This is a genomic window from Pedobacter petrophilus, from assembly GCF_009674725.1.
GTDB lineage: Bacteria > Bacteroidota > Bacteroidia > Sphingobacteriales > Sphingobacteriaceae > Pedobacter > Pedobacter petrophilus.
The window spans coordinates 16733-37182 of sequence record NZ_WKKH01000019.1 but is presented as its reverse complement, the minus strand read 5'-3'; the positions used below and the strand labels follow the sequence as shown (position 1 = coordinate 37182).

16 protein-coding genes are annotated in these 20450 nt (G+C 38.0%); 7 read left to right on the top strand and 9 right to left on the bottom strand.

Annotated features, from left to right (window positions below):
* Nucleotides 1-43: 43 nt before the first annotated feature.
* From rpsK to GJU39_RS13105, 5 genes are all read left to right on the top strand, one after another.
* Entirely contained in the window at nt 44-433 is a 390-nt protein-coding gene (gene rpsK / locus GJU39_RS13125; RefSeq protein ID WP_131532654.1) for a 30S ribosomal protein S11, read from the top strand.
* A 62-nt stretch (nt 434-495) separates the two neighbouring features.
* Complete coding sequence (gene rpsD, locus GJU39_RS13120; protein WP_029278658.1) at nt 496-1104, top strand: 30S ribosomal protein S4; 609 nt, start codon at nt 496-498, stop codon at nt 1102-1104.
* 85 nt (nt 1105-1189) lie between these two features.
* Nucleotides 1190-2182, top strand: coding sequence for a DNA-directed RNA polymerase subunit alpha (locus tag GJU39_RS13115; protein ID WP_025145205.1), 993 nt, complete (start codon nt 1190-1192; stop codon nt 2180-2182).
* A gap of 134 nt (nt 2183-2316) precedes the next feature.
* Nucleotides 2317-2850 carry a 50S ribosomal protein L17 gene (gene rplQ, locus GJU39_RS13110; RefSeq protein WP_154281252.1) on the top strand — a complete coding sequence of 178 codons (534 nt, stop codon included), beginning with the start codon at nt 2317-2319 and terminating at the stop codon, nt 2848-2850.
* Nucleotides 2851-3206: 356 nt separating this feature from the next.
* Nucleotides 3207-6179 (top strand): glycoside hydrolase domain-containing protein, encoded by a 2973-nt coding sequence (locus tag GJU39_RS13105; RefSeq protein WP_154281251.1) that lies wholly within the window; start codon nt 3207-3209, stop codon nt 6177-6179.
* Nucleotides 6180-6279: 100 nt separating this feature from the next.
* Here GJU39_RS13105 and GJU39_RS13100 read toward each other — a convergent pair whose 3' ends face one another.
* Nucleotides 6280-6918 carry a gluconate 2-dehydrogenase subunit 3 family protein gene (locus GJU39_RS13100; protein ID WP_154281250.1) on the bottom strand — a complete coding sequence of 213 codons (639 nt, stop codon included), beginning with the start codon at nt 6916-6918 and terminating at the stop codon, nt 6280-6282.
* A gap of 11 nt (nt 6919-6929) precedes the next feature.
* Entirely contained in the window at nt 6930-8666 is a 1737-nt protein-coding gene (locus GJU39_RS13095) for a GMC oxidoreductase (RefSeq protein WP_154281249.1), read from the bottom strand.
* A 278-nt stretch (nt 8667-8944) separates the two neighbouring features.
* On the opposite strand from GJU39_RS13095, the gene GJU39_RS13090 reads away from it, so the two are divergent.
* Nucleotides 8945-10132 (top strand): class I SAM-dependent methyltransferase, encoded by a 1188-nt coding sequence (locus GJU39_RS13090; RefSeq protein ID WP_154281248.1) that lies wholly within the window; start codon nt 8945-8947, stop codon nt 10130-10132.
* Nucleotides 10133-10299: 167 nt separating this feature from the next.
* Here GJU39_RS13090 and GJU39_RS13085 read toward each other — a convergent pair whose 3' ends face one another.
* Nucleotides 10300-10659 (bottom strand): DUF1304 domain-containing protein, encoded by a 360-nt coding sequence (locus GJU39_RS13085; protein WP_154281247.1) that lies wholly within the window; start codon nt 10657-10659, stop codon nt 10300-10302.
* A gap of 463 nt (nt 10660-11122) precedes the next feature.
* Between GJU39_RS13085 and dnaK the strand changes: the two genes are divergently transcribed.
* Complete coding sequence (gene dnaK / locus GJU39_RS13080; RefSeq protein ID WP_154281246.1) at nt 11123-13033, top strand: molecular chaperone DnaK; 1911 nt, start codon at nt 11123-11125, stop codon at nt 13031-13033.
* A 270-nt stretch (nt 13034-13303) separates the two neighbouring features.
* Here the strand turns inward: dnaK and GJU39_RS13075 are convergent, their stop codons facing one another.
* The 6 genes from GJU39_RS13075 to GJU39_RS23595 all read right to left on the bottom strand — a co-directional run bounded on the left by GJU39_RS13075 (nt 13304) and on the right by GJU39_RS23595 (nt 20323).
* A complete protein-coding gene (locus GJU39_RS13075) occupies nt 13304-14383 on the bottom strand; it encodes a phosphotransferase enzyme family protein (protein WP_154281245.1) in 1080 nt (359 codons plus the stop codon).
* The gene (locus tag GJU39_RS13070; protein ID WP_209437647.1) at nt 14374-15273 is read right to left on the bottom strand and encodes a nucleotidyltransferase family protein; all 900 of its coding nucleotides are present in this window, start codon (nt 15271-15273) and stop codon (nt 14374-14376) included. Before GJU39_RS13070 ends, GJU39_RS13075 begins: the two co-directional genes overlap by 10 nt.
* A gap of 59 nt (nt 15274-15332) precedes the next feature.
* Nucleotides 15333-16901 carry a helicase HerA-like domain-containing protein gene (locus GJU39_RS13065; RefSeq protein ID WP_154281243.1) on the bottom strand — a complete coding sequence of 523 codons (1569 nt, stop codon included), beginning with the start codon at nt 16899-16901 and terminating at the stop codon, nt 15333-15335.
* Between the two features lie 97 nt (nt 16902-16998).
* On the bottom strand, nt 16999-17295 hold the full coding sequence (locus GJU39_RS13060) for a chaperone modulator CbpM (protein ID WP_154281242.1): 297 nt from the start codon (nt 17293-17295) through the stop codon (nt 16999-17001).
* Nucleotides 17296-17301: 6 nt separating this feature from the next.
* Nucleotides 17302-18183 (bottom strand): DnaJ C-terminal domain-containing protein, encoded by an 882-nt coding sequence (locus GJU39_RS13055; RefSeq protein WP_154281241.1) that lies wholly within the window; start codon nt 18181-18183, stop codon nt 17302-17304.
* 886 nt (nt 18184-19069) lie between these two features.
* On the bottom strand, nt 19070-20323 hold the full coding sequence (locus GJU39_RS23595; protein WP_209437646.1) for an alpha/beta hydrolase family protein: 1254 nt from the start codon (nt 20321-20323) through the stop codon (nt 19070-19072).
* Nucleotides 20324-20450: the final 127 nt, after the last annotated feature.

Sequence of the window (20450 nt, the reverse complement as noted above, 5' to 3'; positions counted from 1 at the left end):
TCATTCAACACTCAAACATTCTTTCATTATAGTAATATAAAACATGGCTAAGAGTAAAAAAGTAACAAAAAAACGTATCGTTGTAATTGAGTCTGTTGGTCAGGCACATATCAATGCTACCTTCAACAACATTATCGTTACCTTAACAAACAACGGCGGACAAACCATTTCATGGTCTTCTGCTGGTAAAATGGGCTTTAAAGGTTCTAAAAAGAACACGCCGTATGCAGCTGGTCAAGCAGCTTCAGATTGCGGTAAAGTTGCATTTGATTTAGGTTTACGTAAAGTTGAAGTATTTGTAAAAGGTCCGGGTTCAGGTCGTGAATCTGCAATCAGAACTTTGCAAGTAGCAGGGATCGAAGTAATGTCTATTAAAGATATCACTCCACTTCCTCACAACGGATGTCGTCCTCCTAAAAAGAGAAGAGTTTAATTAATTTTAAAGCTAAGAATCTTCGGTTACAGGCCGAATGATACTTTAAAACAGAAAAAAGAATGGCAAGATATACAGGCCCCAAATCAAAAATCGCCCGTAAATTCAGAGAACCAATTTTCGGTCCTGATAAGGTGTTAGACAGAAAAAATTATCCTCCTGGGCAACATGGCTCATCAAAAAGAAGAGGAAAACAATCTGAATATGCTATCCAGTTAATGGAGAAACAAAAAGTAAAATACACTTATGGTGTATTAGAAAAACAGTTCAGTAACTTGTTTAAAAAAGCATCTTCACGTGCTGGTATTACCGGTGATAACTTACTTCAGTTATTAGAAGCGCGTTTAGATAATACAGTTTACCGTTTAGGTATTTCAACAACCCGTTCTGGTGCACGCCAGTTAGTTAGCCATAAACACGTTACCGTGAATGGTGAAGTTGTAAATATCCCTTCATATCAGTTAAAAGCTGGTGATGTGGTTGCTGTTCGTGAAAAATCGAAATCTTTAGAATCAATTAGTAACTCAGTTGCAGGCAGAACAATTAATAAATTTGCCTGGTTAGAGTGGAATGCTGGTGAATTAACCGGTAAATTCTTAACCTACCCACAACGTGATGAGATTCCTGAAAACATTAAGGAAAACTTAATCATCGAGTTATACTCAAAGTAATAAATAAGATAGTTAATTACCTCAAAAGGGTAATTAACTTTTTTCTTGTTACTATATATTCAATAACGAATTTAAAAAATTATAAATGGCAATTTTAGCATTTCAGAAACCAGACAAAGTGATCATGCAGAAATCAACCGATTTCGATGGCACATTTGAATTTCGTCCTTTAGAGCCCGGTTTCGGTGTAACAATTGGTAATGCCTTAAGAAGAATTTTACTTTCTTCATTAGAAGGTTATGCTATTACTACTATTCGTTTTTCAGGTGTTTCTCATGAGTTTTCTACCATGAAAGGTGTTGTAGAAGATTTAACTGATATTATCTTAAACTTAAAACAAGTTCGTTTTAAGAAAACAGGTGATTCAGGTGATTCTGAAAAAGTTTTCATCATCGTTAATGGTCAGGATCAGTTTAAAGCTGGTGATATTACTAAATTCTCTAATAACTTTACAGTTTTAAACCCTGAGCATGTAATTTGCAATATGGATAAATCTGTTACTTTGGAGGTGGAATTGACCATCAATAAAGGACGTGGTTATGTACCTGCTGAAGAAAATAAAGTTGCTGATGCTGTTGTAGGTGTTATTGCAATAGATTCGATTTATACTCCAATGAAAAATGTAAAATACACGATTGAAAACTTTCGTGTTGAACAAAAAACGGATTATGAAAAATTGGTTTTAGATATCTCTACTGACGGTTCAATTCATCCTGAAGAAGCATTAAAAGAAGCGGCTAAGATTCTTATCCAACACTTTATGTTATTCTCTGATGAGAATTTAGTATTAGAATCTCAAGCTAAAGAAGAAACTAAAGAAGTTGATGAGGAAATTTTGCATATGCGTAAAATCCTTAAAACTGAATTAGTGGATATGGATCTTTCAGTTAGAGCATTAAACTGCTTAAAAGCTGCCGATATCCGCACTTTAGCTGATTTGGTTTCTTACGATGTAGCTGATATGTTAAAGTTCAGAAACTTTGGTAAAAAATCATTAACAGAAATTCAAGAATTAGTAAAATCAAAAGGTTTATCATTCGGTATGAACCTGTCTAAATTTAAATTAGACGAAGAGTAAGATTAGTCCTGAATCTTTAGTCTGGAGTCGTAAGTCATCCTTTCTAAAGGCTTAACTAAAATAAATAATTTTTCACAGTGTATAATTCCCTCAGCTTAATTGCAAAGAGACGGTATACACTCAATTAAAAAACAATGAGACACGGTAAAAAAGTAAACCACTTAGGTAGAACCGCAAGCCACAGAAAGGCGATGTTAGCTAACATGGCTTCATCACTTATTTTGCACAAAAGAATTACAACAACTTTAGCTAAAGCAAAAGCTTTACGTACTTATGTTGAGCCTATTATCACTAAATCAAAAAATGATACTACTCACTCCCGTCGTACAGTATTTGCTTATTTACAAGATAAAGAAGTAGTAACTATTTTATTCCGCGAAATTGCTGAGAAAGTTGCAACTCGTCCAGGTGGTTACACTCGTATCATTAAATTAAACAACCGTCCTGGTGATAATGCTGAGATGGCTTTAATTGAATTGGTAGATTATAACGAAGTTTACGGTAAAGATGTAGAAGCAAAAGAAGAGAAGAAAACTACTCGTCGTGGTAGAAGTAAAGCTGCTGCTCCTAAAGCTGATGATGCGAAAGCTGAAACTGCCGAAAAAGCTGCAACTGAAGCGCCTGCTGCTGAAGAAGCTCCTGCTACAGAAGAACCAAAAGGAGAATAGTTTCATTCACCTTAAGATTAAAAAAAGTCCTGTTCGAAAGAGCCGGACTTTTTTTGTGCCTCTGATTTTCCGGTTTTATTCCTATTTCTTGTTAAGTTTTTTTCCTGCGATCAAGCTTTGTGTAAGTTCTCTTTTCGATCAATGTTTTCATTTTGATTCCATCGGTAACCGCGAACATTCGAATCAGGATCTTCGGTGACATTTGATTTGAAATTTTATGTAGAAAAAATTAAGGTGACGGCTTATCGATTTTAAATTCACAATTTATGAAGGCATAAACCAATTCGAATTCCTTTTTTTATAAAATAGCAGAAATTCAATCCGGTATCTATAAATTAGCTTCAAACAAATGTGAAATGAAATTCAGGCTAATTTTATTATGTTGTCTATTTTGCCAGCTAACGCTTCTGGCCCAAACCCCAAGATATACCAATGGCAACAATGCCTGGAACCCTGATTCATTGGGAAATCATCGGGTTATACTTCAGTTTGCCGGCACTGGCAAGATTGCGCATGCGAAGATCATCTGGCGCAGGAGAGATGAAAATCCATCGTCTAAAGGAATCATTATCCAGGACGTGAACGGTAAACTTATTGCTGTTTTTGGATTAGATAAGTTTTCAAGAGAAAGCGCTGATCTCTATTTTGAGCCGTCTTCCGGGGCTGGAAAATATTATGTCTACTTTCTTCCTTACAAAAACGAGGGTAGGAGTAGCTATCCTAAAGGCGTTTACTTACAACCAAACCATGTTGACCAAAATTGGCTATCAAAAGCAAAACAGGTTAAAGTAAATTCAACCGTTTCCGAAATCCAGTCTATAGATGCTTTTAATTCTTTCTATCCAATGGAAGTCATCGCTACCAAAGCGGAAACCAATGCGATAAAAGCCAAATATGCGGGCCACTCGTTTATTATCTTCCCCGAGGATAGAATGTATCCTATTAAGATGCAGCATGATCTGCCTTACCTTTGGATACAGAAAGGTGCTTCGAAGATATTTTCTGGCGTTGCTAATAGGGGAGAAAATTATACATTTCAGTTAGGTGTTTTTGCTTTAAAAGATTTGCAGCACGTAGAAGTGAGTTTCGGCGATTTAAAAACCTCAACAGGAAAAGTAATTCCTTCAAAATATATCAACTGTTTAAATATCAATGGTACAACTTACGATAACAAGCCTTTGGTTGAAACGGTAAACGTTGCTTCAGGAAAGATTCAGCCGATGTGGATCACCGTTAACATCCCTAAAAATACAACAGCAGGTATTTATGCTGGGAAATTTACTGTAAAAGCCAATGGAGAATCTAAAGTAATTAATGCAAAAATTACCGTTGGTAACGAGGTTTTGGCCGATGCCGGTGTTGGAACGCCAAATAAACAAACCCGCCTGACCTGGTTAAATTCTAACCTGGCGCAGGCGAATACAGTTATTGCACCCTATACTCCGCTTACCGTTGACGGAAATGTAATCTCGCTTCTGGGACGAAAATTTGAAATTAACGCAGACGGTTTTCCAAAACAAATCCAAACTTTTTTTAATACGGAAATGACTGGTTATAGCGATAAACCCAATAACCTTTTATACGAACCCATTCATTTTCATTTTTACGATACACCCAAAACGCAAGAGAAATTTATTCCTGGTAATTTACAGATTACAAGCAAAGAAGCCGGAACGGTGAAATGGAAAGTAACCAATACCTCACAAAACCTTACAATGGATGTAGATGGTACGTTAGAATTTGACGGCTATGTGCATTACGTGGTGAAGGTTACGGCTTTGAAGGATGTGGAATTTAGCAATGTTGATTTTCATATTCCATTTGAAAAATCTTCTACAAAATACCTGATGGGGCTGGGTGAAAAAGGAGGGATCAGACCAGATACGGTAAAGTGGAAATGGGATGTTGCCAATAAAAATCAGGATGCGGTATGGATCGGGAACGTAAATGCAGGCTTATACTTCAATCTAAGGGATGAGAATTATGTTCGCCCGTTGAATACTAATTTTTACCTCCAGAAACCATTAGTCTTGCCAAAATCGTGGGGAAATGATAACAAAGGCGGAATTCAGGTGAATGTAAAAGGCAGTTCTATGCTGGCGGATAGTTTTACGGGCGCAAGGAGCATGAAAAAAGGCGAGGTACTTTATTATAATTTTAATTTGCTCATTACGCCATTTCACTTGCTTGATACCGATTTCCAATGGGATAATCGTTTCTATCATAAATATGGAAGCCTGGATTCTATTAAGGCTACTGGTGCAACCGTTGTGAACATTCATCACGCCACGCCAATTAACCCTTGGATTAATTATCCTTTTATTGAATGGAAAAAGATGAAAAATTATGTTGATGAGGCGCATACGAAAGGACTAAAGGTTAAGATTTATAACACCGTCCGGGAGCTTTCTAATCATGCATATGAGTGGCCGGCCTTGAGAAGTTTAGGCACTGAGGTATATTCTCCGGGGAAGGGTGGTGGCTTTAGCTGGTTACAGGAGCATCTGGATTCTAATTATATTGCAGCATGGTTTGTTCCCGAAATTAAAGATGCAGCAATTGTGAATAGTGGCATGAACCGCTGGCATAACTATTATGTTGAAGGAATGAACTGGCTGGTTAATAACGTAGGGATTGATGGTGTTTATCTGGATGATGTTGCTTTTGATCGGGTTACGATGAAACGCATTAAACGTGTTTTAACGCAAAATAATCATCCGGGAATTATCGATTTACACTCAGCAAATCAGTTTAATAAAAATGACGGATTTAACAACAGTGCCATTTTGTATATGGAGCATTTCCCTTATCTAAACAGGTTATGGTTCGGCGAATATTTTGATTACGAGAAAAATAATCCGGATTTCTATCTTAGTGAAGTGAGCGGTATTCCCTTTGGTTTAATAGGAGAAATGTTGCAGGATGATGGAAATCCATGGCGTGGGATGATTTATGGAATGACCAGCAGGTTAGGCTGGTCTGATAAAAGTGATCCAAAGCCACTTTGGAAGGCATGGGATAATTTTGGAATAAAAGGCTCTGAACTGATTGGTTACTGGAGCGAAAACTGTCCCGTTAAAACGAATAATCCAAGTGTTTTAGCGACTGTTTACAAACAAAAAGGTAAAACAATGATTGCTTTGGCAAGCTGGGCAGCGACCGATATTAAAATTGACTTAACCATTGATTGGGCTAAATTGGGTTTGGATGCTGCTCAGGTGAAAATTATTGCACCTGCTATTGATCAGTTTCAACAAGAAGGAAATTATCCTGCAGGAAAATCTATTCCTGTGCAAAAAGGGAAGGGGCTGATTCTGATTGTGGAATAGCCTGAAAATTTCATTGCGAGGCACGAAGCAATCTTAATAAGCTCATATTATAGCGATAGTTTTAGGATTGCTTCGTATCTCGAAATGACGATTTATGAAATTAAACTTTCACGTTTTGCATGCCATATTGCTTCAATACATCATCTGGAACACCTGTCCACTGGTTTGGTGCATTTCCGGCATAACCGATATCTTTAACACCAATCTCAGTAGTGTAGAATCCTGAAGCCGTCAGGCTTCGCATCCTATTGAAAAAAGTAACGCCTGCCTGAACTTCCGGCTTCGCTTTTTTAGGGTAAGCAATTTCGTCAATTATAGAAATTTGCTGATTTGATGAAGCATCTATAAATGATTTACCAAATTTATTAAAGCAGTAAACGTCCAGCCATTTTAAGCCACCTCGCATGGGGGTTTTATGTTCTGGTATGTCTTTAACAATAAACTCAATAAATTCGGGTACTTTGGCGTCCGATGCACTTCCTGAAACATTATCTTTTGGAATGATAATATCCGCAAGAACTGTAATCGTAGCCATTTCATGTTTATCAAAAAACGTTTCTGCTTTCAGTTTTTTATTCCGATCAATTTCCCACTGTTCTCTTCCGGCTTCTGATGCGGGTTCTTCTTTCGGTACAACAACATCTGATGTTTTAGTTTCTGGTTGCTTGCAGGCATCTAATATTACGGCCGTACTAATGGCCGTAAGGCCTAATGCTTTTATGGAATCACGTCTGTTCATGTTGTAATTCTTTAAATGTTATGTTTTTTCTTTTGCGCTAAAATGTATTCTGCGGTACGCATGGAGAGCGCAAGAATTGTCCACGTTGCGTTTTTATCACCTTGTTGAACAAATGGCCCTGCATCAACCACGAAAAGATTTTTGCAATCGTGTGCCTGACAATATTTATTTAATGCAGATTTTTTTGGATCATCGCCCATGCGGATTGTACCTACTTCATGGATAATTTTTCCCGGAGGGAGCAATCCATAATTCGTTTCTGGTCCCTGAATTTTGGAAGTTACCACACCACCCATTTCTTTCATCATTGTGAGAAAAGTATCCTGCATGTGTTTGGCCTGCAAAATTTCTTCTTTTGCCCATTTGTAATGGAATCTTAAAACCGGAATACCGTATTTATCAACCGTATTTGGATCAATTTCACAATAATTATCTTCGCGGGCAATTGCGGTTCCCCGGCCAGCCATACCTACAGTAGTACCATAAAAACGGCGATAATCATCCTTTAATGATTTTCCATATCCTCCAGCTTCTTTCATTTTACCGTCTCTGCCTGGCACCATTCCATTCATTTCTGGTACACCAGCGCCAAAACCATAGGCTGGCATTCCCATTCCACCCCAATATTCAATGTGGTATCCCCGGGGGAAGTTAAGTTTTTTATTATCCAGCCACCATGGGGAATAAATGTGAACACTCCCCAGCCCATCTTCGTTATAACGCTTCCGATCCATTAACTGAGGAAGGAAACCAGAAACACTTACACCGGTTGAATCATGAAGATATTTACCAACAATGCCACTGCTATTGGCTAAGCCATTGGGATGTGATGAAGATTTCGAGTTTAAAAGAATCCTTGCAGATTCGCAGGCACTGGCACCTAAAATAATGATTTTGCCATTTACCTGATATTCCTGCAAATTTTTCCGGTTTACGTAAGATACACCTTTGGCGGTTCCATCTTTATCTGTAATGACTTCACGGACCATTGCATCGGTAATTACGGTTAAGTTTCCTGTCTTTACTGCAGGAATCACGAGGCAGGATGATGAGGAGAAATCACCGTAAATTTTACAGCTTCTACCACATTGACCACAGTAAAAGCAAGGTGCCCGATCTGTATTATTTGGTAATGGTTCAGTTAGTACAGAACCCCTGCCGGGAATTACTTTTACACCAGCTTTATCAGCACCCTTTTTGATAAACAGTTCCGTTAAACGTGGTTTAGGCGGTTTCATGAAAATGCCGTCTGGTTCGTTTGGCAAACCCTCTTTGGTGCCATAGATGCCGATCATGCGGTCAACTTTATCATAAAAAGGCTTTACTTCATCGTAGGTAATCGGCCAGTCATCAGTTAAACCATCTTTGGCTTGAAAATCAAGCGGACCCATCCTGAGGGAGATTCTTCCCCAGTGATTGGTGCGACCCCCTAACATGCGTGACCTGAACCACTCAAATTCAGTTTTGTCTTTTGTAGTATAAGGCTCACCTTCCAGTTCCCAGCCACCGTAAGAAGCATCAAAGTCGCCGAAAGGCCTGGTAGTTGATGCCCCGCGTCGCGGAGATTCCCATGGCCATTTTAATTGATGTGCATCTATTCTCGGATCAAAATACTGACCAGCTTCGAGCATTAAAACTTTTTGTCCGGCATTCGCTAAAACGTAAGCACTCATACCGCCACCTGCACCAGAACCAACGATAATCACGTCATAAACAGTTGGCGATTTTTTAATCTGAAATTCACTCATTTGTATTGGTTAGATAAACTATTTATCTAATCTAACGCTATTTTTTATTAAATAAAAACCTTTAATCATTTTGGAAGGATTACAGATAATGTCTTTTCTAAGTTTTCTAAATCGTATTACCTCGCGAAATACGATTCTTCAATGGTACAACAATCTTTATAGCGATCCATCAGTTCAATAACATTTGTAAGAATGCAAGCATCGCTTCATTGTTACATGATTTGCCCCCGACACTTCTTCAAAGAAATTGGTTTATCTTTGTGCTTTAAATTTGATTGATGGTATTTTCAGCACACGTAGAACAATTTATATCTGCTTTTGAAGAAAGCTTGAGCTTACAACAATTTGTGAAAATTTCTTTGGGGAATTATAAGGGTTTGGATGAAGGGTTGAAGCAGATATTAGTTAGAAAAGTTTTAATTAAAAGAGAAGCTAAACTGGCTTTAACTTTTCGCTATAAAACCCGTGATATCGTAAAAAATTTTATTGAAAAAGAAGCCGTTAAGCTGATTTCAGAATATTTGCAGTCCGGTTTCAAAATAGCGACGCTTTTTACGACTGAAAAGGATTTAATTTTTGAAGAATTAAATAATGGTAAAGTTGTTTTAAGAGAAATTAACGCATCTACCAAAGATGTTCCGGCGGCTCAGCATGATCAGGAGAAAGCGAGATTAATCAAGGCTGATGCTAAAGCTTATTTAACTGACTTGAAAATTACTGATGCTGATGGTAAGGTGTTCAAGAATGCTCAGGATAAATTTCGTCAGATTAACCATTACATTGAAATTTTAAGTTCATTGATAAAAGAATTACCCGAAGGGACTATTAAAAAAGTTGCTGATATGGGGTCTGGTAAAGGTTACCTAACCTTTGCTTTGTACGATTATTTACATTCGGTTTTGAAGTTGGATTCGGAAGTTGTGGGCGTGGAATATCGTCAGGATATGGTTGATTTATGTAATACTGTTGCTGGTAATGCTAATTTTGATCAATTAAGTTTTGTTCAGGGCACAATTGAAGATTATAATGCAGAGCAGGTTAATTTATTAATCGCGCTTCATGCTTGCGATACTGCCACTGATGATGCTATTTTCAAAGGCATTAAAGCAAACGCAGAATTGATCGTGGTAGCACCTTGCTGCCATAAACAAATTAGAAGAGAGATTGAACATCATAAAGTGAAAAACGACGTCTCTTTTTTAACTAAATACGGAATCTTTTTAGAACGCCAGGCAGAGATGGTGACTGATGGAATTCGTGCATTAATCCTTGAGTATTTTGGCTATAAAACCAAGGTTTTCGAATTTATTTCTGATGCGCATACGCCGAAGAATGTGCTGGTTGTGGGCGTGAAAAGCAAAGCGCACGGAGCAGAGAAAAAAGAAGAGATTTTACAGAAAATCAAAGCGAGCAAAGACTATTTCGGAATCGGTTATCACCACCTGGAGCGACTGTTAGAATTGTAGTTTATTCTGCTTATTATACTTTAGCTAATTTCTGAGTCAGCATTTAATTTAATAAATAGCTGAATAAGCACTTTTATATTATCCTGCAATGCTAATATTTAACGGTATATACTATAAGGTTTTCAAATTGACGTGATTACCAGGTGCTAATCTGAAATGTTCCCCTTTTAGAGGTGTAATAGAATCAAAGCGATTAGTGCCGGAATAGATTGTATATAAAGAATTTTTTTACTTGCTGTTGCGGCACCATAAATACCGGCAACGATTATACAGCATAAGAAAAAGATGGCTACATACATTTTCCATTGGTGGTCGCTGATGCATAATGACCAGATTAGACCGGCCGCCAAAAAACCATTGTACAAGCCTTGATTTGCAGCTAATGTTTTAGTTTGTGGAAATAATTCTTTCGGAATGGTTTTAAAAACATTTGGCGCTTTGGTAGTCCAGGCGAACATTTCCAGCCATAGAATGTATAGATGAAGGATGGCTATAATCCCGATTAAGATTTGTGCTGCTAATTGCATTTCGATTTTGTTTATTAGCTGAAGATACAATTATTTGAGATCTTTTTTGAGATATAACTTCCTGGGCTTTCAGTCTAAACCAACGGGGATAAATTGCGGATGATGATAAATTTCTGATAAAGTTTTTATAATCTGCTAATTTTCTCCAAAAAGTACCAACCTGCGTTCTTAAACCCGATAGAAGCGGGCACGGAGTGTAGCGAAGTAAAGCGGATAGCGGGGCAGGTGTTGCCGAAGAACTTCTGGCTTTCATTTTCTAATCATTTTTAAAAATCATTCTTTGCTTTGGTCTTCAGTTTTAATCTTCAGTCTTCCTTCTGTCATGCTGTCAGTACTCTATGACCACGTTTTTTACATTTTATCAGTCTTTTGACGATATTTTCTGCCAAAATTCAATTGGCACAAGCATTGTTTAACAAGTGTAGAAATTATAATACTTTTAAAAAGAGAAAATACAAATACAATGGGAAAAATTATTGGAATAGACTTAGGAACAACAAACTCTTGCGTGAGCGTAATGGAGGGCAATGAGCCTGTAGTTATCGCGAACAGTGAGGGTAAACGTACTACACCGTCTATTGTTGCTTTTGCAGAAAACGGTGAGCGTAAAGTTGGCGAGCCTGCTAAACGTCAGGCTATAACCAACCCAACAAAAACGATATATTCGATTAAACGCTTTATGGGTAGCAGCTACGACGAAAGTGCGAAAGAAGCTGGGCGTGTACCATATAAAGTTGTTAAAGGTGATAACAATACACCACGTGTTGAAATCGACGACAGAAAATATACTCCACAAGAGATCTCTGCAATGGTTTTGCAGAAAATGAAAAAAACTGCCGAAGATTTCTTAGGTTACGAAGTTACTGAAGCAGTTATTACTGTACCTGCTTATTTTAACGATGCACAACGTCAGGCTACGAAAGAAGCAGGCGAAATTGCTGGGTTAAGTGTTAAACGGATCATTAATGAACCAACTGCGGCTGCTTTAGCTTATGGATTAGATAAAGCACACAAAGACATGAAAATTGTTGTTTTTGATTGTGGTGGTGGTACGCATGATGTTTCTGTTTTAGAATTAGGTGATGGCGTTTTCGAAGTAAAATCTACTGATGGTGATACACACTTAGGTGGTGATGACTTTGATCACATTATTATTGATTGGTTAACTGACGAGTTTAAAGCTGAAAACAGCATGGACTTGGCTAAAGACCCAATGGCTTTACAACGTTTAAAGGAAGCTGCTGAAAAAGCTAAAATAGAGTTATCAAGCACAACTTCTACTGAAATTAACTTACCATACATTACTGCTGATGCAAGCGGCCCGAAACACTTAGTACGTACATTAAGTCGTGCTAAATTTGAGCAATTAGCTGGCGATTTAATTAAACGTACGATCGATCCATGTAAATCGGCTTTGAAAAATGCTGGTTTAAGTACAAGTGATATCGATGAAATTATCTTAGTTGGTGGTTCAACCCGTATTCCGGCAATTCAGGATGCTGTTAAAGCTTTCTTTGGTAAAGAGCCAAGTAAAGGTGTTAACCCTGATGAGGTTGTAGCTATCGGTGCTGCTATTCAAGGTGGTGTTTTATCAGGCGATGTTAAGGATGTATTATTATTAGATGTTACGCCTTTATCACTAGGTATTGAAACTATGGGTGGTGTAATGACTAAATTAATCGAGTCTAATACCACTATCCCAACTAAAAAATCGGAAACTTTCTCCACTGCAGCTGATAACCAGCCATCAGTAGAAATTCATATTTTACAAGGCGAGCGCCCAATGGCTGGTCAAAACCGTACAATTGGTCGTTTTATTTTAGATGGTATTCCACCATCGCCTCGTGGTGTGCCTCAGGTAGAAGTATCTTTCGATATTGATGCTAACGGTATCTTACATGTAAGTGCAAAAGATAAAGCAACTGGTAAGGAGCAAAAAATCCGTATCGAGGCATCTTCAGGTTTAACTGATGCTGAGATCAAAAAAATGAAAGAAGAAGCGGAAGCTAATGCGGCAGATGATGCTAAGCAAAAAGAAGAAGCTGATAAAATTAATGGTGCTGATGCCTTAATTTTCTCTACAGAAAAACAATTGAAAGAGTTTGGTGATAAATTATCAGCTGATAAAAAAGCGCCAATTGAATCAAGCTTAGAGAAATTAAAAGCAGCTCACTTGTCTCGTAACTTTGCAGATATCGATGCAGCACAAGCTGAATTGCAAGCTGCATGGAACGTAGCTTCTGAGGAAATGTACAAAGATGGCGGTCAGCCTCAGGGTGGTGAACAACCGCAAGCTGATGGTCAACCTCAAGGCGGTGGCGATAACGTTACTGACGTTGATTTTGAAGAAGTAAAAGAAGACGATAAGAAATAAGTCTTGAGTCTGAAGTCCTGAGTCGAGAGTCTTGGGAAGATATAAAAGCGTTTCTGATTAAGTTCAGGAGCGCTTTTTTAGTTTAGAGTCTGAAGTTTTGAGTCGAGCGTTTGGACGGAAATAGCAGGTGTTCCTGATTAAGTTCAGGAGTGCTTTTTTATGTAGTATAGTTCGATATGGGTAGGAACAACAAATAGTTTGTGTAATCCATTCATCGCAGTCCGGCTTCAGCCGACTGCAATACAAAAAATTCTAATCTCCTAACTCTCTTTAATACATCAAGTTTTCCTCGATAATATCCTGCAATTCTTTTTCGTTTACAGCAATTTCATTAAGTAATTTAAATTGGTTTTTAGCCCGATCTAAATTTTGAATGGGATAACTTATTGGATAATATGGGTTGCCATTCAGGAAGTCTGTCAGGAAGCGCAAAGCCTGCATGTAAATCATATAGCGCCCTGAAAATAAGATTAACTCTTTTTCGGTTTCCGTTAAAATTGCTTTCATTTCTGAAAGATAGCCTTTAATCATCGCTTCGAAATAAGGGATTCTGATTTTGATTCTGTTTAGCTCCTTTTCATTTTCAGAGAAAGCACACAGGTAAGTTCGCATCATATCGCCAAGATCGGAGATGAATTTTCCTGGCATAATGGTATCTAAATCAATCACACAAATACCGTCAAAAGTTTCTTCCTCTAAGAGCACATTGCTGATTTTGGTGTCATGATGCATCACCCGGTCTGGAAAATCACTTCTATGAGTGTAGGAAATATAATAATCTAAAATATGTTTATGATTCAGGGCATCTTCAATCTGCGCTTCAGCTTGTGCTTTTATTGATTCAGAACTTCCGCTTAATGCCTTTATAAATTGTTCATATCGCCATGCTAAATCGTGGAAGCCCGGTATAGTAGGCTTAAGGGTGCTCGCATCGAAATTATTTAGTAACCTGCTAAGTTTACCGAATTGTTTAGCAGCTTCAAAAGCCTGCCTGGAATCAGTTAAAACATCAAGAGAAACGGTATCGGGCACGAATGGCAATAACCTCCAGAACTCCTCATTAAGTTGAGCCATTTCCTCACCTTCTATTGTAGGAATGGGTTTAATGAAAAGGTAATCAGGAAAGTGTTGAGAGAGGTAATCTGAAATTGCCTTTAAATTCCAGGCAATTGCCCAGGGCGATTTAAAAACTGTAGTGTTAATTTGCTGAAGAATATATTTCTTCTGCTCAGCCAGTGGCGAAAGCAAATAGGTACGGTTAATTAAGCCCGTACCTATTTGTGTGATTATTGTATTTTCTTTAGTAAATCCGTAAGTTTTTAATACTTCGGATGCTAAATTTAGTTCCATAATTTTTCAGGATACGTTCCGTTTTTAACCAGTTGGTCAATAGAATCCTGAACATATGGCTTATCTTCTTTATAAGTTACGCCAAACCATTTATTAGAAGTTGGAACCACTTTAAATGTAGCCGTATTGTTTTTTACCAGGTTTTCACCAATAAGCGGAATGAAAAATTCTGCTTTGGGTTTATCTTTATTTGCCATTGCAAACTCTTTAAATAAGCCCTCAGTGATTTCGAAAACAGCAGGAGTAAAACCCCAGAAATTCATGGATACTGGTGTGCTAAAATCTAAAGGAAACTCTTCACCATCTTCTTCGTAAAAAATTTTTCCATCTTTTGGATAAACTTTTGTGCGCTCAATAATCTCTGATAGGTTGCCAGATTCATCAACTTTACAAACCCCTCTGGATACCGAACCAAATTCAGAAAGTGTTTTTCCGATTTCGTATCCGATAATTGAATAATTGCTATCTGTTGCCTCTGTATTTAAGAAATCTGCCATTTTTTTGAAGGCATCAAATCCATAATAATCATCTGCATTAATTACACAGAAAGGCTCTTTAATTACATTTCTTCCAGATAAAATGGCATGGGCAGTTCCCCATGGTTTTTCTCTGTATATTTCTTCATCGATTCCAAACTGTTTAAGGTCGAAATTTTGAAAAACATATTCTGTTTCTATTCTACCATTTAATTTTGGCTCAAAAATAGATTTAAAATTGTCTACAAATTCTTCTTTAATGATAAACACAACCTTGCCAAAACCAGCATTAATTGCGTCATATATCGAATAATCGATGATGGTTTCGCCATTCGGACCGAAGCCATCGATTTGTTTCATACTTCCATAACGGCTCGCCATTCCAGCGGCCAATATTAATAGTGTAGGTTTCATCATTTAAAATATTAATCGAGCGTTTCTTTTATTGTATTAAATTATTGTGAAGATTTTTTTCAGAAACCAAAAAGGCCTCCGGTTTTAGATCTTGTTTTCTTTCCTGTTAGCATTCCGAATATACCTCTAACAATTTCTTTGCCAATTTGGCGAGTTATTGTTGCGCCCATTACTTGCTCTACCAGACTCTTTTCTCCTGGCTTAGGCTTGTTATCCTGTGCTTCCTGCTTCTGTAATTCTTTCTGTTGTTTCTCTTGTTCTGCTACTTCAACCTGATCGTTAATTTTTTTTGTTAAAATTTCATAAGCACTTTCAGGGTCTATTGCATCTTTATATTTTGCATACATCGGGCTGCTATTTACCAATTTCTCAAAATCCACAGCACTTAATGGGCCCATTACCGAGCGAGGTGGTGCAAGCATGGTAGCAGAAACCGCTGTTGGTATTCCTTTCTCATTAAGAACCGTAATCAGCGCCTGGCCAGTACCTAATGAGGTTAAAACTTTGTCTATTTGGTAAAAGTCCGATTTTGGATAGGTATTCACCGTTTTCTTTAGCGCATCTACGTCATTTGGTGTAAATGCCCGGAGTGCATGTTGCACGCGGTTTCCCAATTGCCCCAATACACTTTCAGGTACATCAGTTGGAGACTGGGTACAGAAAAATACGCCGATTCCTTTTGATCTGATTAACCTGATGATGGTTTCAATTTGCTCTAGAAATGCCTTGGAAGAGTTTTTGAATAATAAATGTGCTTCATCAAAAAAGAAAACCAACTTCGGTTTTTCTAAGTCGCCAACTTCAGGCATGGAACTAAACAACTCAGCTAACAGGCTTAATAGAAAAGTAGAATACAGGACAGGCTGATTCTGAACATCAGCGATATTGAGTAAACTGATGGTTCCTTTACCGTCTACCCGTTCGAATAAATCTTCAATATCAAAAGATTTTTCGCCAAATATGCCGCCTAAACCCTGTTGCTCAATTGCTACAATTTTTCTCAGTATTGTGCCAGATGTAGAACTTGAAATACTGCCGTAACTGCTTTTAATTTCTGCTGCTCCGGCACCCTCCGATAAATAAGATACCAGTTTTTTTAAATCGTTCAAATCGATAACAGGCATTTTGTTATCATCAGCATATTTAAAAATGACAGCCATTACGCCTGATTGCGTATCGTTCAAATCCAGAACTTTTGATAAAAGCGTTGGGCCAAACTCAAGTATGGTTGCCCTCATTTGAGCACCCAGTTTGCCAGATAAAGAATAAATTTCCAGCGGAAAAGCGGCAGGTGAAAATGGTTTACTTAATTCCCGGGCACGTTCTTCAATTTTAGGATTTACCTCGCCTGGTTGGTTTAATCCGGATAAATCGCCTTTAACATCCAACAAAAATACAGGTACACCAGCATCAGAAAGCTGTTCGGCCAGAAGTTGCAACGTTCTGGTTTTACCTGTTCCCGTTGCACCAGCTATTAAGCCGTGCCTGTTCATCATCTTTAAAGATAAATTCACCTCAGCATCGCTGTACACCTGTCCATCTAAAATACCTGCACCTAAATAGATATATGAGCCAGTTGGAGCATAGGATGCCTTTATCTTTTCAATGAATGTTGATGACTCGCTCATATTGTTTATATAAATGCAATTTAAGAAACTAATTTTATAATAAATGCGCATTTACCTTACCAATCGGTTCAATTTATTGCACAATTTCGGTTGCTGTTTAATTAAAGTGTTTACTATGGATCAAATCAGCTTTTAAACTATTTATTTCTTTTTGCATGGTTTCTACCTGAGTTAATAAATGCGCGATAGCATGTAAGCCTTCCAGGTTAATATCAAGATCTTTCGCTAACCGAACATAACGCTCAAGCTTTGAAAGTTCATCAGACGAGAGAAAACTGGATTGCTTTTGAGTGGTTGTTTTGATTAGACCAAATTCTTCGAGTGATTGAATAAAATCAATTTCCAAATGGTGATAGGTACAAATATCACTAACAGCTATTAAATTATTTCTCATTGTAGTTTAGCTTTTAGAAAGTTTTTCGAATAATTCTTTTTGCGCTTCGTTCAGGTTTGTTGGCAGTTTTACCTGCCACTTAATATAGAGGTCGCCAAACTGATTATCTTTTTTATAAACAGGAAAGCCTTTTCCTTTTAAACGTAAAGTGGCATCTGGCTGTGTACCTGCCGGAACTTGTAGCTTTACTTTTCCATTGAGTGTATCTACAATTTTTTCGCCCCCTAAAATGGCGGTATATACATCTATTTCTTCCTGAATATAAATATCATTACCCTTTCTTTTAAATTTAGGGTCTTCACTAATATTAAACTTGATGTATAAATCTCCCGGCTGACCATTGTTTGCACCCGGCGCTCCATAACCAGAAAGTTTTATTTTCTGTCCATTTTCTACACCTGCCGGAATGGTAATCCGCACCTGACGACCGTTAACAGTTAGCGTTTGTTTATGGGTGGTGTAGGCATCTTTTAAGTTTAGCTGTAAATCTGCATTGTAATCCTGACCTTTAAAAGGTGATTGTCTGCTGCTTCTGCCAGCTCCACCACCAAACATGGAAGAGAAAAAATCTGAGAAATCATCTCCACCAAATCCGCCTGAGTAGCCACTACCACCGCCTTGAGATTGAGAACGTTGCCTTTGCTGAGCATCCAGCTGATCTGCATGCTGCCAGTCTTTGCCATATTTATCGTATTTCTTTCGCTTGTCCGGATCACTTAAAACTTCATTAGCCTCATTAATCTGCTGAAATTTTTTATTCGCCTCCTCATTATTCGGGTTTAAATCCGGGTGATATTTCCTGGCTAATTTCCGATAAGCTTTTTTTATATCATCAATTGATGCACTTGTCTTTAAATCGAGGATTTTATAGTAATCTATGTAGTCCATATGCTGTTAACAAATTATTGAGGCTAATGTTCAAATGCCTCGCGGATAAATTTACTGTTAATATTTCAGGTCTATGTTTCGTGCTGAAATTTGTGGATAAATTCTCTTAACTATAGATTCATTGCCATTGGTTTCAACCAATGGCGAATAGAAGGAAATATATGATTAGTTTTTATGGCGGCCAGCTGAAGCAGGCCGCGATGAAATGGATGCTTCGTATAGCGATCTGGTTATAGATTCATGCCTTTGGTTTCAACCAATGGCGAATAGAAGAAAATATATGATTTAGTATTGGCGGCCAGCTGAAGCAAGCCGCGATGAATGGATGCTTCGTATAGCGATATGGTTATAAATTCATTGCTATTAGTTTCAACGAAGGGCGAATAGAAGAAATATATGATTTAGTTTTTATGGCGGCCAGCTGAAGCAAGCCGCGATGAATGGATGCTTCGTATAGGGATTTGGTTATAGATTCATTACCATTGGTTTCAACCAAGGGCGAATAGAAGAAATATATGATTTAGTTTTTATGGCGGCCAGCTGAAGCAAGCCGCGATGAATGGATGCTTCGTATAGGGATTTGGTTATAGATTCATTACCATTGGTTTCAACCAAGGGCGAATAGAAGAAATATATGATTTAGTTTTTATGGCGGCCAGCTGAAGCAAGCCGCGATGAATGGATGCTTCGTATAGCGATTTGGTTATGATTCATTGCCATTGGTTTCAACCAATGGCGAATAGAAGAAATGTAAAAGCAATTCCATTAGATTTTTAGGCAATCGAAGGGGCTTTAGTTTATCATAAAGCGAAGACAATCCTAAATTTTAGTGTCAAAAAAAATGCCCCCAATTGGAGGCATTTTTATAGATAACAATAGGGATGATTTATTTTTTTCCTTTTACGTACTTTTCCAGCCATTGATCTTCTTCCCATAGGGTGTGAAGGATGTTTTCTTTACCACGGTATCCGTGCGCTTCATAAGGCAAAAACACAAAACGGGTTGTGCCACCAGCGCCTTTAATGGCATTAAATAATCGCTCACTATTAATTGGGAAAGTACCTGGGTTATCGTCAGAATCTCCATGAATTAAAAGCAATGGCGTTTTAATTTTATCAGCATAGCTAAACGGACTCATTTCATAATAGAGTTGGGGAACCTGCCAATAGGTGCGTTCTTCATTTTGGAAACCAAATGGCGTTAAGGTACGGTTGTAGGCTCCGCTACGGGCAATGCCTGCAGCAAAAAGATCGGTATGTGCAAGTAAATTAGCCGTCATGAAGGCGCCATAACTGTGACCGCCAACAGCCATTCTCTTCTTATCACCAACGCCTAAATCAGAAAGTTTGTTAATTGCAGCTTCTGCGTTTAGTTTAAGTTGTTCAATAAAAGTATCGTTCGGTTTTTTGCCATCTTTAGCCACAATAGGCATTTCTGCATTATCTAAAATGGCATAACCGCGGGTAACCCAATAAATTGGCGATCCCCAGCTAATGGTTGTAAATTTGTCTTTCGAACCGCGAATTTGTGCAGCATCTGCAGCAGAGTTGAATTCACGAGGGTAAGCCCAAATCAGTGTGGGTAACGGACCATCCTTCACTTTGTCATAACCTTTCGGCAGGTACAAATCGCCGGTTAGATCAACCCCATCGGCACGTTTATAAGAAATCTTTTCTTTAGTGATGCCATCCAGTGATGGGTAAGGGTTAGCGAAATCAGTAATTGGCTGATCAGCCATGCGAAGCACCAGGTTTTTGATGAAATAATTTGGAACGATTTTTTGGCTCTCTTTACGCGTTAGTAAAATCAATTTATCAGGATTGATCACATCGGTAACATATTCGAATATACCCTCAGCACTTCGCCAGATAATTTCATTTTTTTTAGATGCAAGGTCGAACTTTGCCAGGAAAGGTAAATCGCCTTTTTCTGAAGAACCTATAGGGTTATTCATTAATAATTTAGTGCCATTATCTACTGTTTTTATTACCTGGCGACCATATTTGTTTTTAGTAGTTACCGGAGTGCCTGGATTACCATAGGCATCTGTTTGGTTGCGGGTATAAAGTTCTTCTACTGCGCCAGTGGCTGGATTGTATCTGCTTACTTTACTGGTTTGCTTGCTTCGTAAGCCTTCCATTACAAGGGCGAGGTTTGCATCTCCCCATTGTACGCCACGGTAACGGGTTTGGGTTTTAAATAATTCTTTTTCGCTTCCGGTAAATGGTGCGCTTAAAGCATAAACAGCATCATGAAAGGGAACATTT

Bases quoted from the DNA above. Each gene is read 5' to 3' on its own strand.
- rpsK (WP_131532654.1), top strand. From the start codon at position 44: ATGGCTAAGAGTAAAAAAGTAACAAAAAAACGTATCGTTGTAATTGAG.
- rpsD (WP_029278658.1), top strand. From the start codon at position 496: ATGGCAAGATATACAGGCCCCAAATCAAAAATCGCCCGTAAATTCAGA.
- GJU39_RS13115 (WP_025145205.1), top strand. From the start codon at position 1,190: ATGGCAATTTTAGCATTTCAGAAACCAGACAAAGTGATCATGCAGAAA.
- rplQ (WP_154281252.1), top strand. From the start codon at position 2,317: ATGAGACACGGTAAAAAAGTAAACCACTTAGGTAGAACCGCAAGCCAC.
- GJU39_RS13105 (WP_154281251.1), top strand. From the start codon at position 3,207: ATGAAATTCAGGCTAATTTTATTATGTTGTCTATTTTGCCAGCTAACG.
- GJU39_RS13100 (WP_154281250.1), bottom strand. From the start codon at position 6,918: ATGAACAGACGTGATTCCATAAAAGCATTAGGCCTTACGGCCATTAGT.
- GJU39_RS13095 (WP_154281249.1), bottom strand. From the start codon at position 8,666: ATGAGTGAATTTCAGATTAAAAAATCGCCAACTGTTTATGACGTGATT.
- GJU39_RS13090 (WP_154281248.1), top strand. From the start codon at position 8,945: ATGGTATTTTCAGCACACGTAGAACAATTTATATCTGCTTTTGAAGAA.
- GJU39_RS13085 (WP_154281247.1), bottom strand. From the start codon at position 10,659: ATGCAATTAGCAGCACAAATCTTAATCGGGATTATAGCCATCCTTCAT.
- dnaK (WP_154281246.1), top strand. From the start codon at position 11,123: ATGGGAAAAATTATTGGAATAGACTTAGGAACAACAAACTCTTGCGTG.
- GJU39_RS13075 (WP_154281245.1), bottom strand. From the start codon at position 14,383: ATGGAACTAAATTTAGCATCCGAAGTATTAAAAACTTACGGATTTACT.
- GJU39_RS13070 (WP_209437647.1), bottom strand. From the start codon at position 15,273: ATGAAACCTACACTATTAATATTGGCCGCTGGAATGGCGAGCCGTTAT.
- GJU39_RS13065 (WP_154281243.1), bottom strand. From the start codon at position 16,901: ATGAGCGAGTCATCAACATTCATTGAAAAGATAAAGGCATCCTATGCT.
- GJU39_RS13060 (WP_154281242.1), bottom strand. From the start codon at position 17,295: ATGAGAAATAATTTAATAGCTGTTAGTGATATTTGTACCTATCACCAT.
- GJU39_RS13055 (WP_154281241.1), bottom strand. From the start codon at position 18,183: ATGGACTACATAGATTACTATAAAATCCTCGATTTAAAGACAAGTGCA.
- GJU39_RS23595 (WP_209437646.1), bottom strand. From the start codon at position 20,323: ATGGAAGGCTTACGAAGCAAGCAAACCAGTAAAGTAAGCAGATACAAT.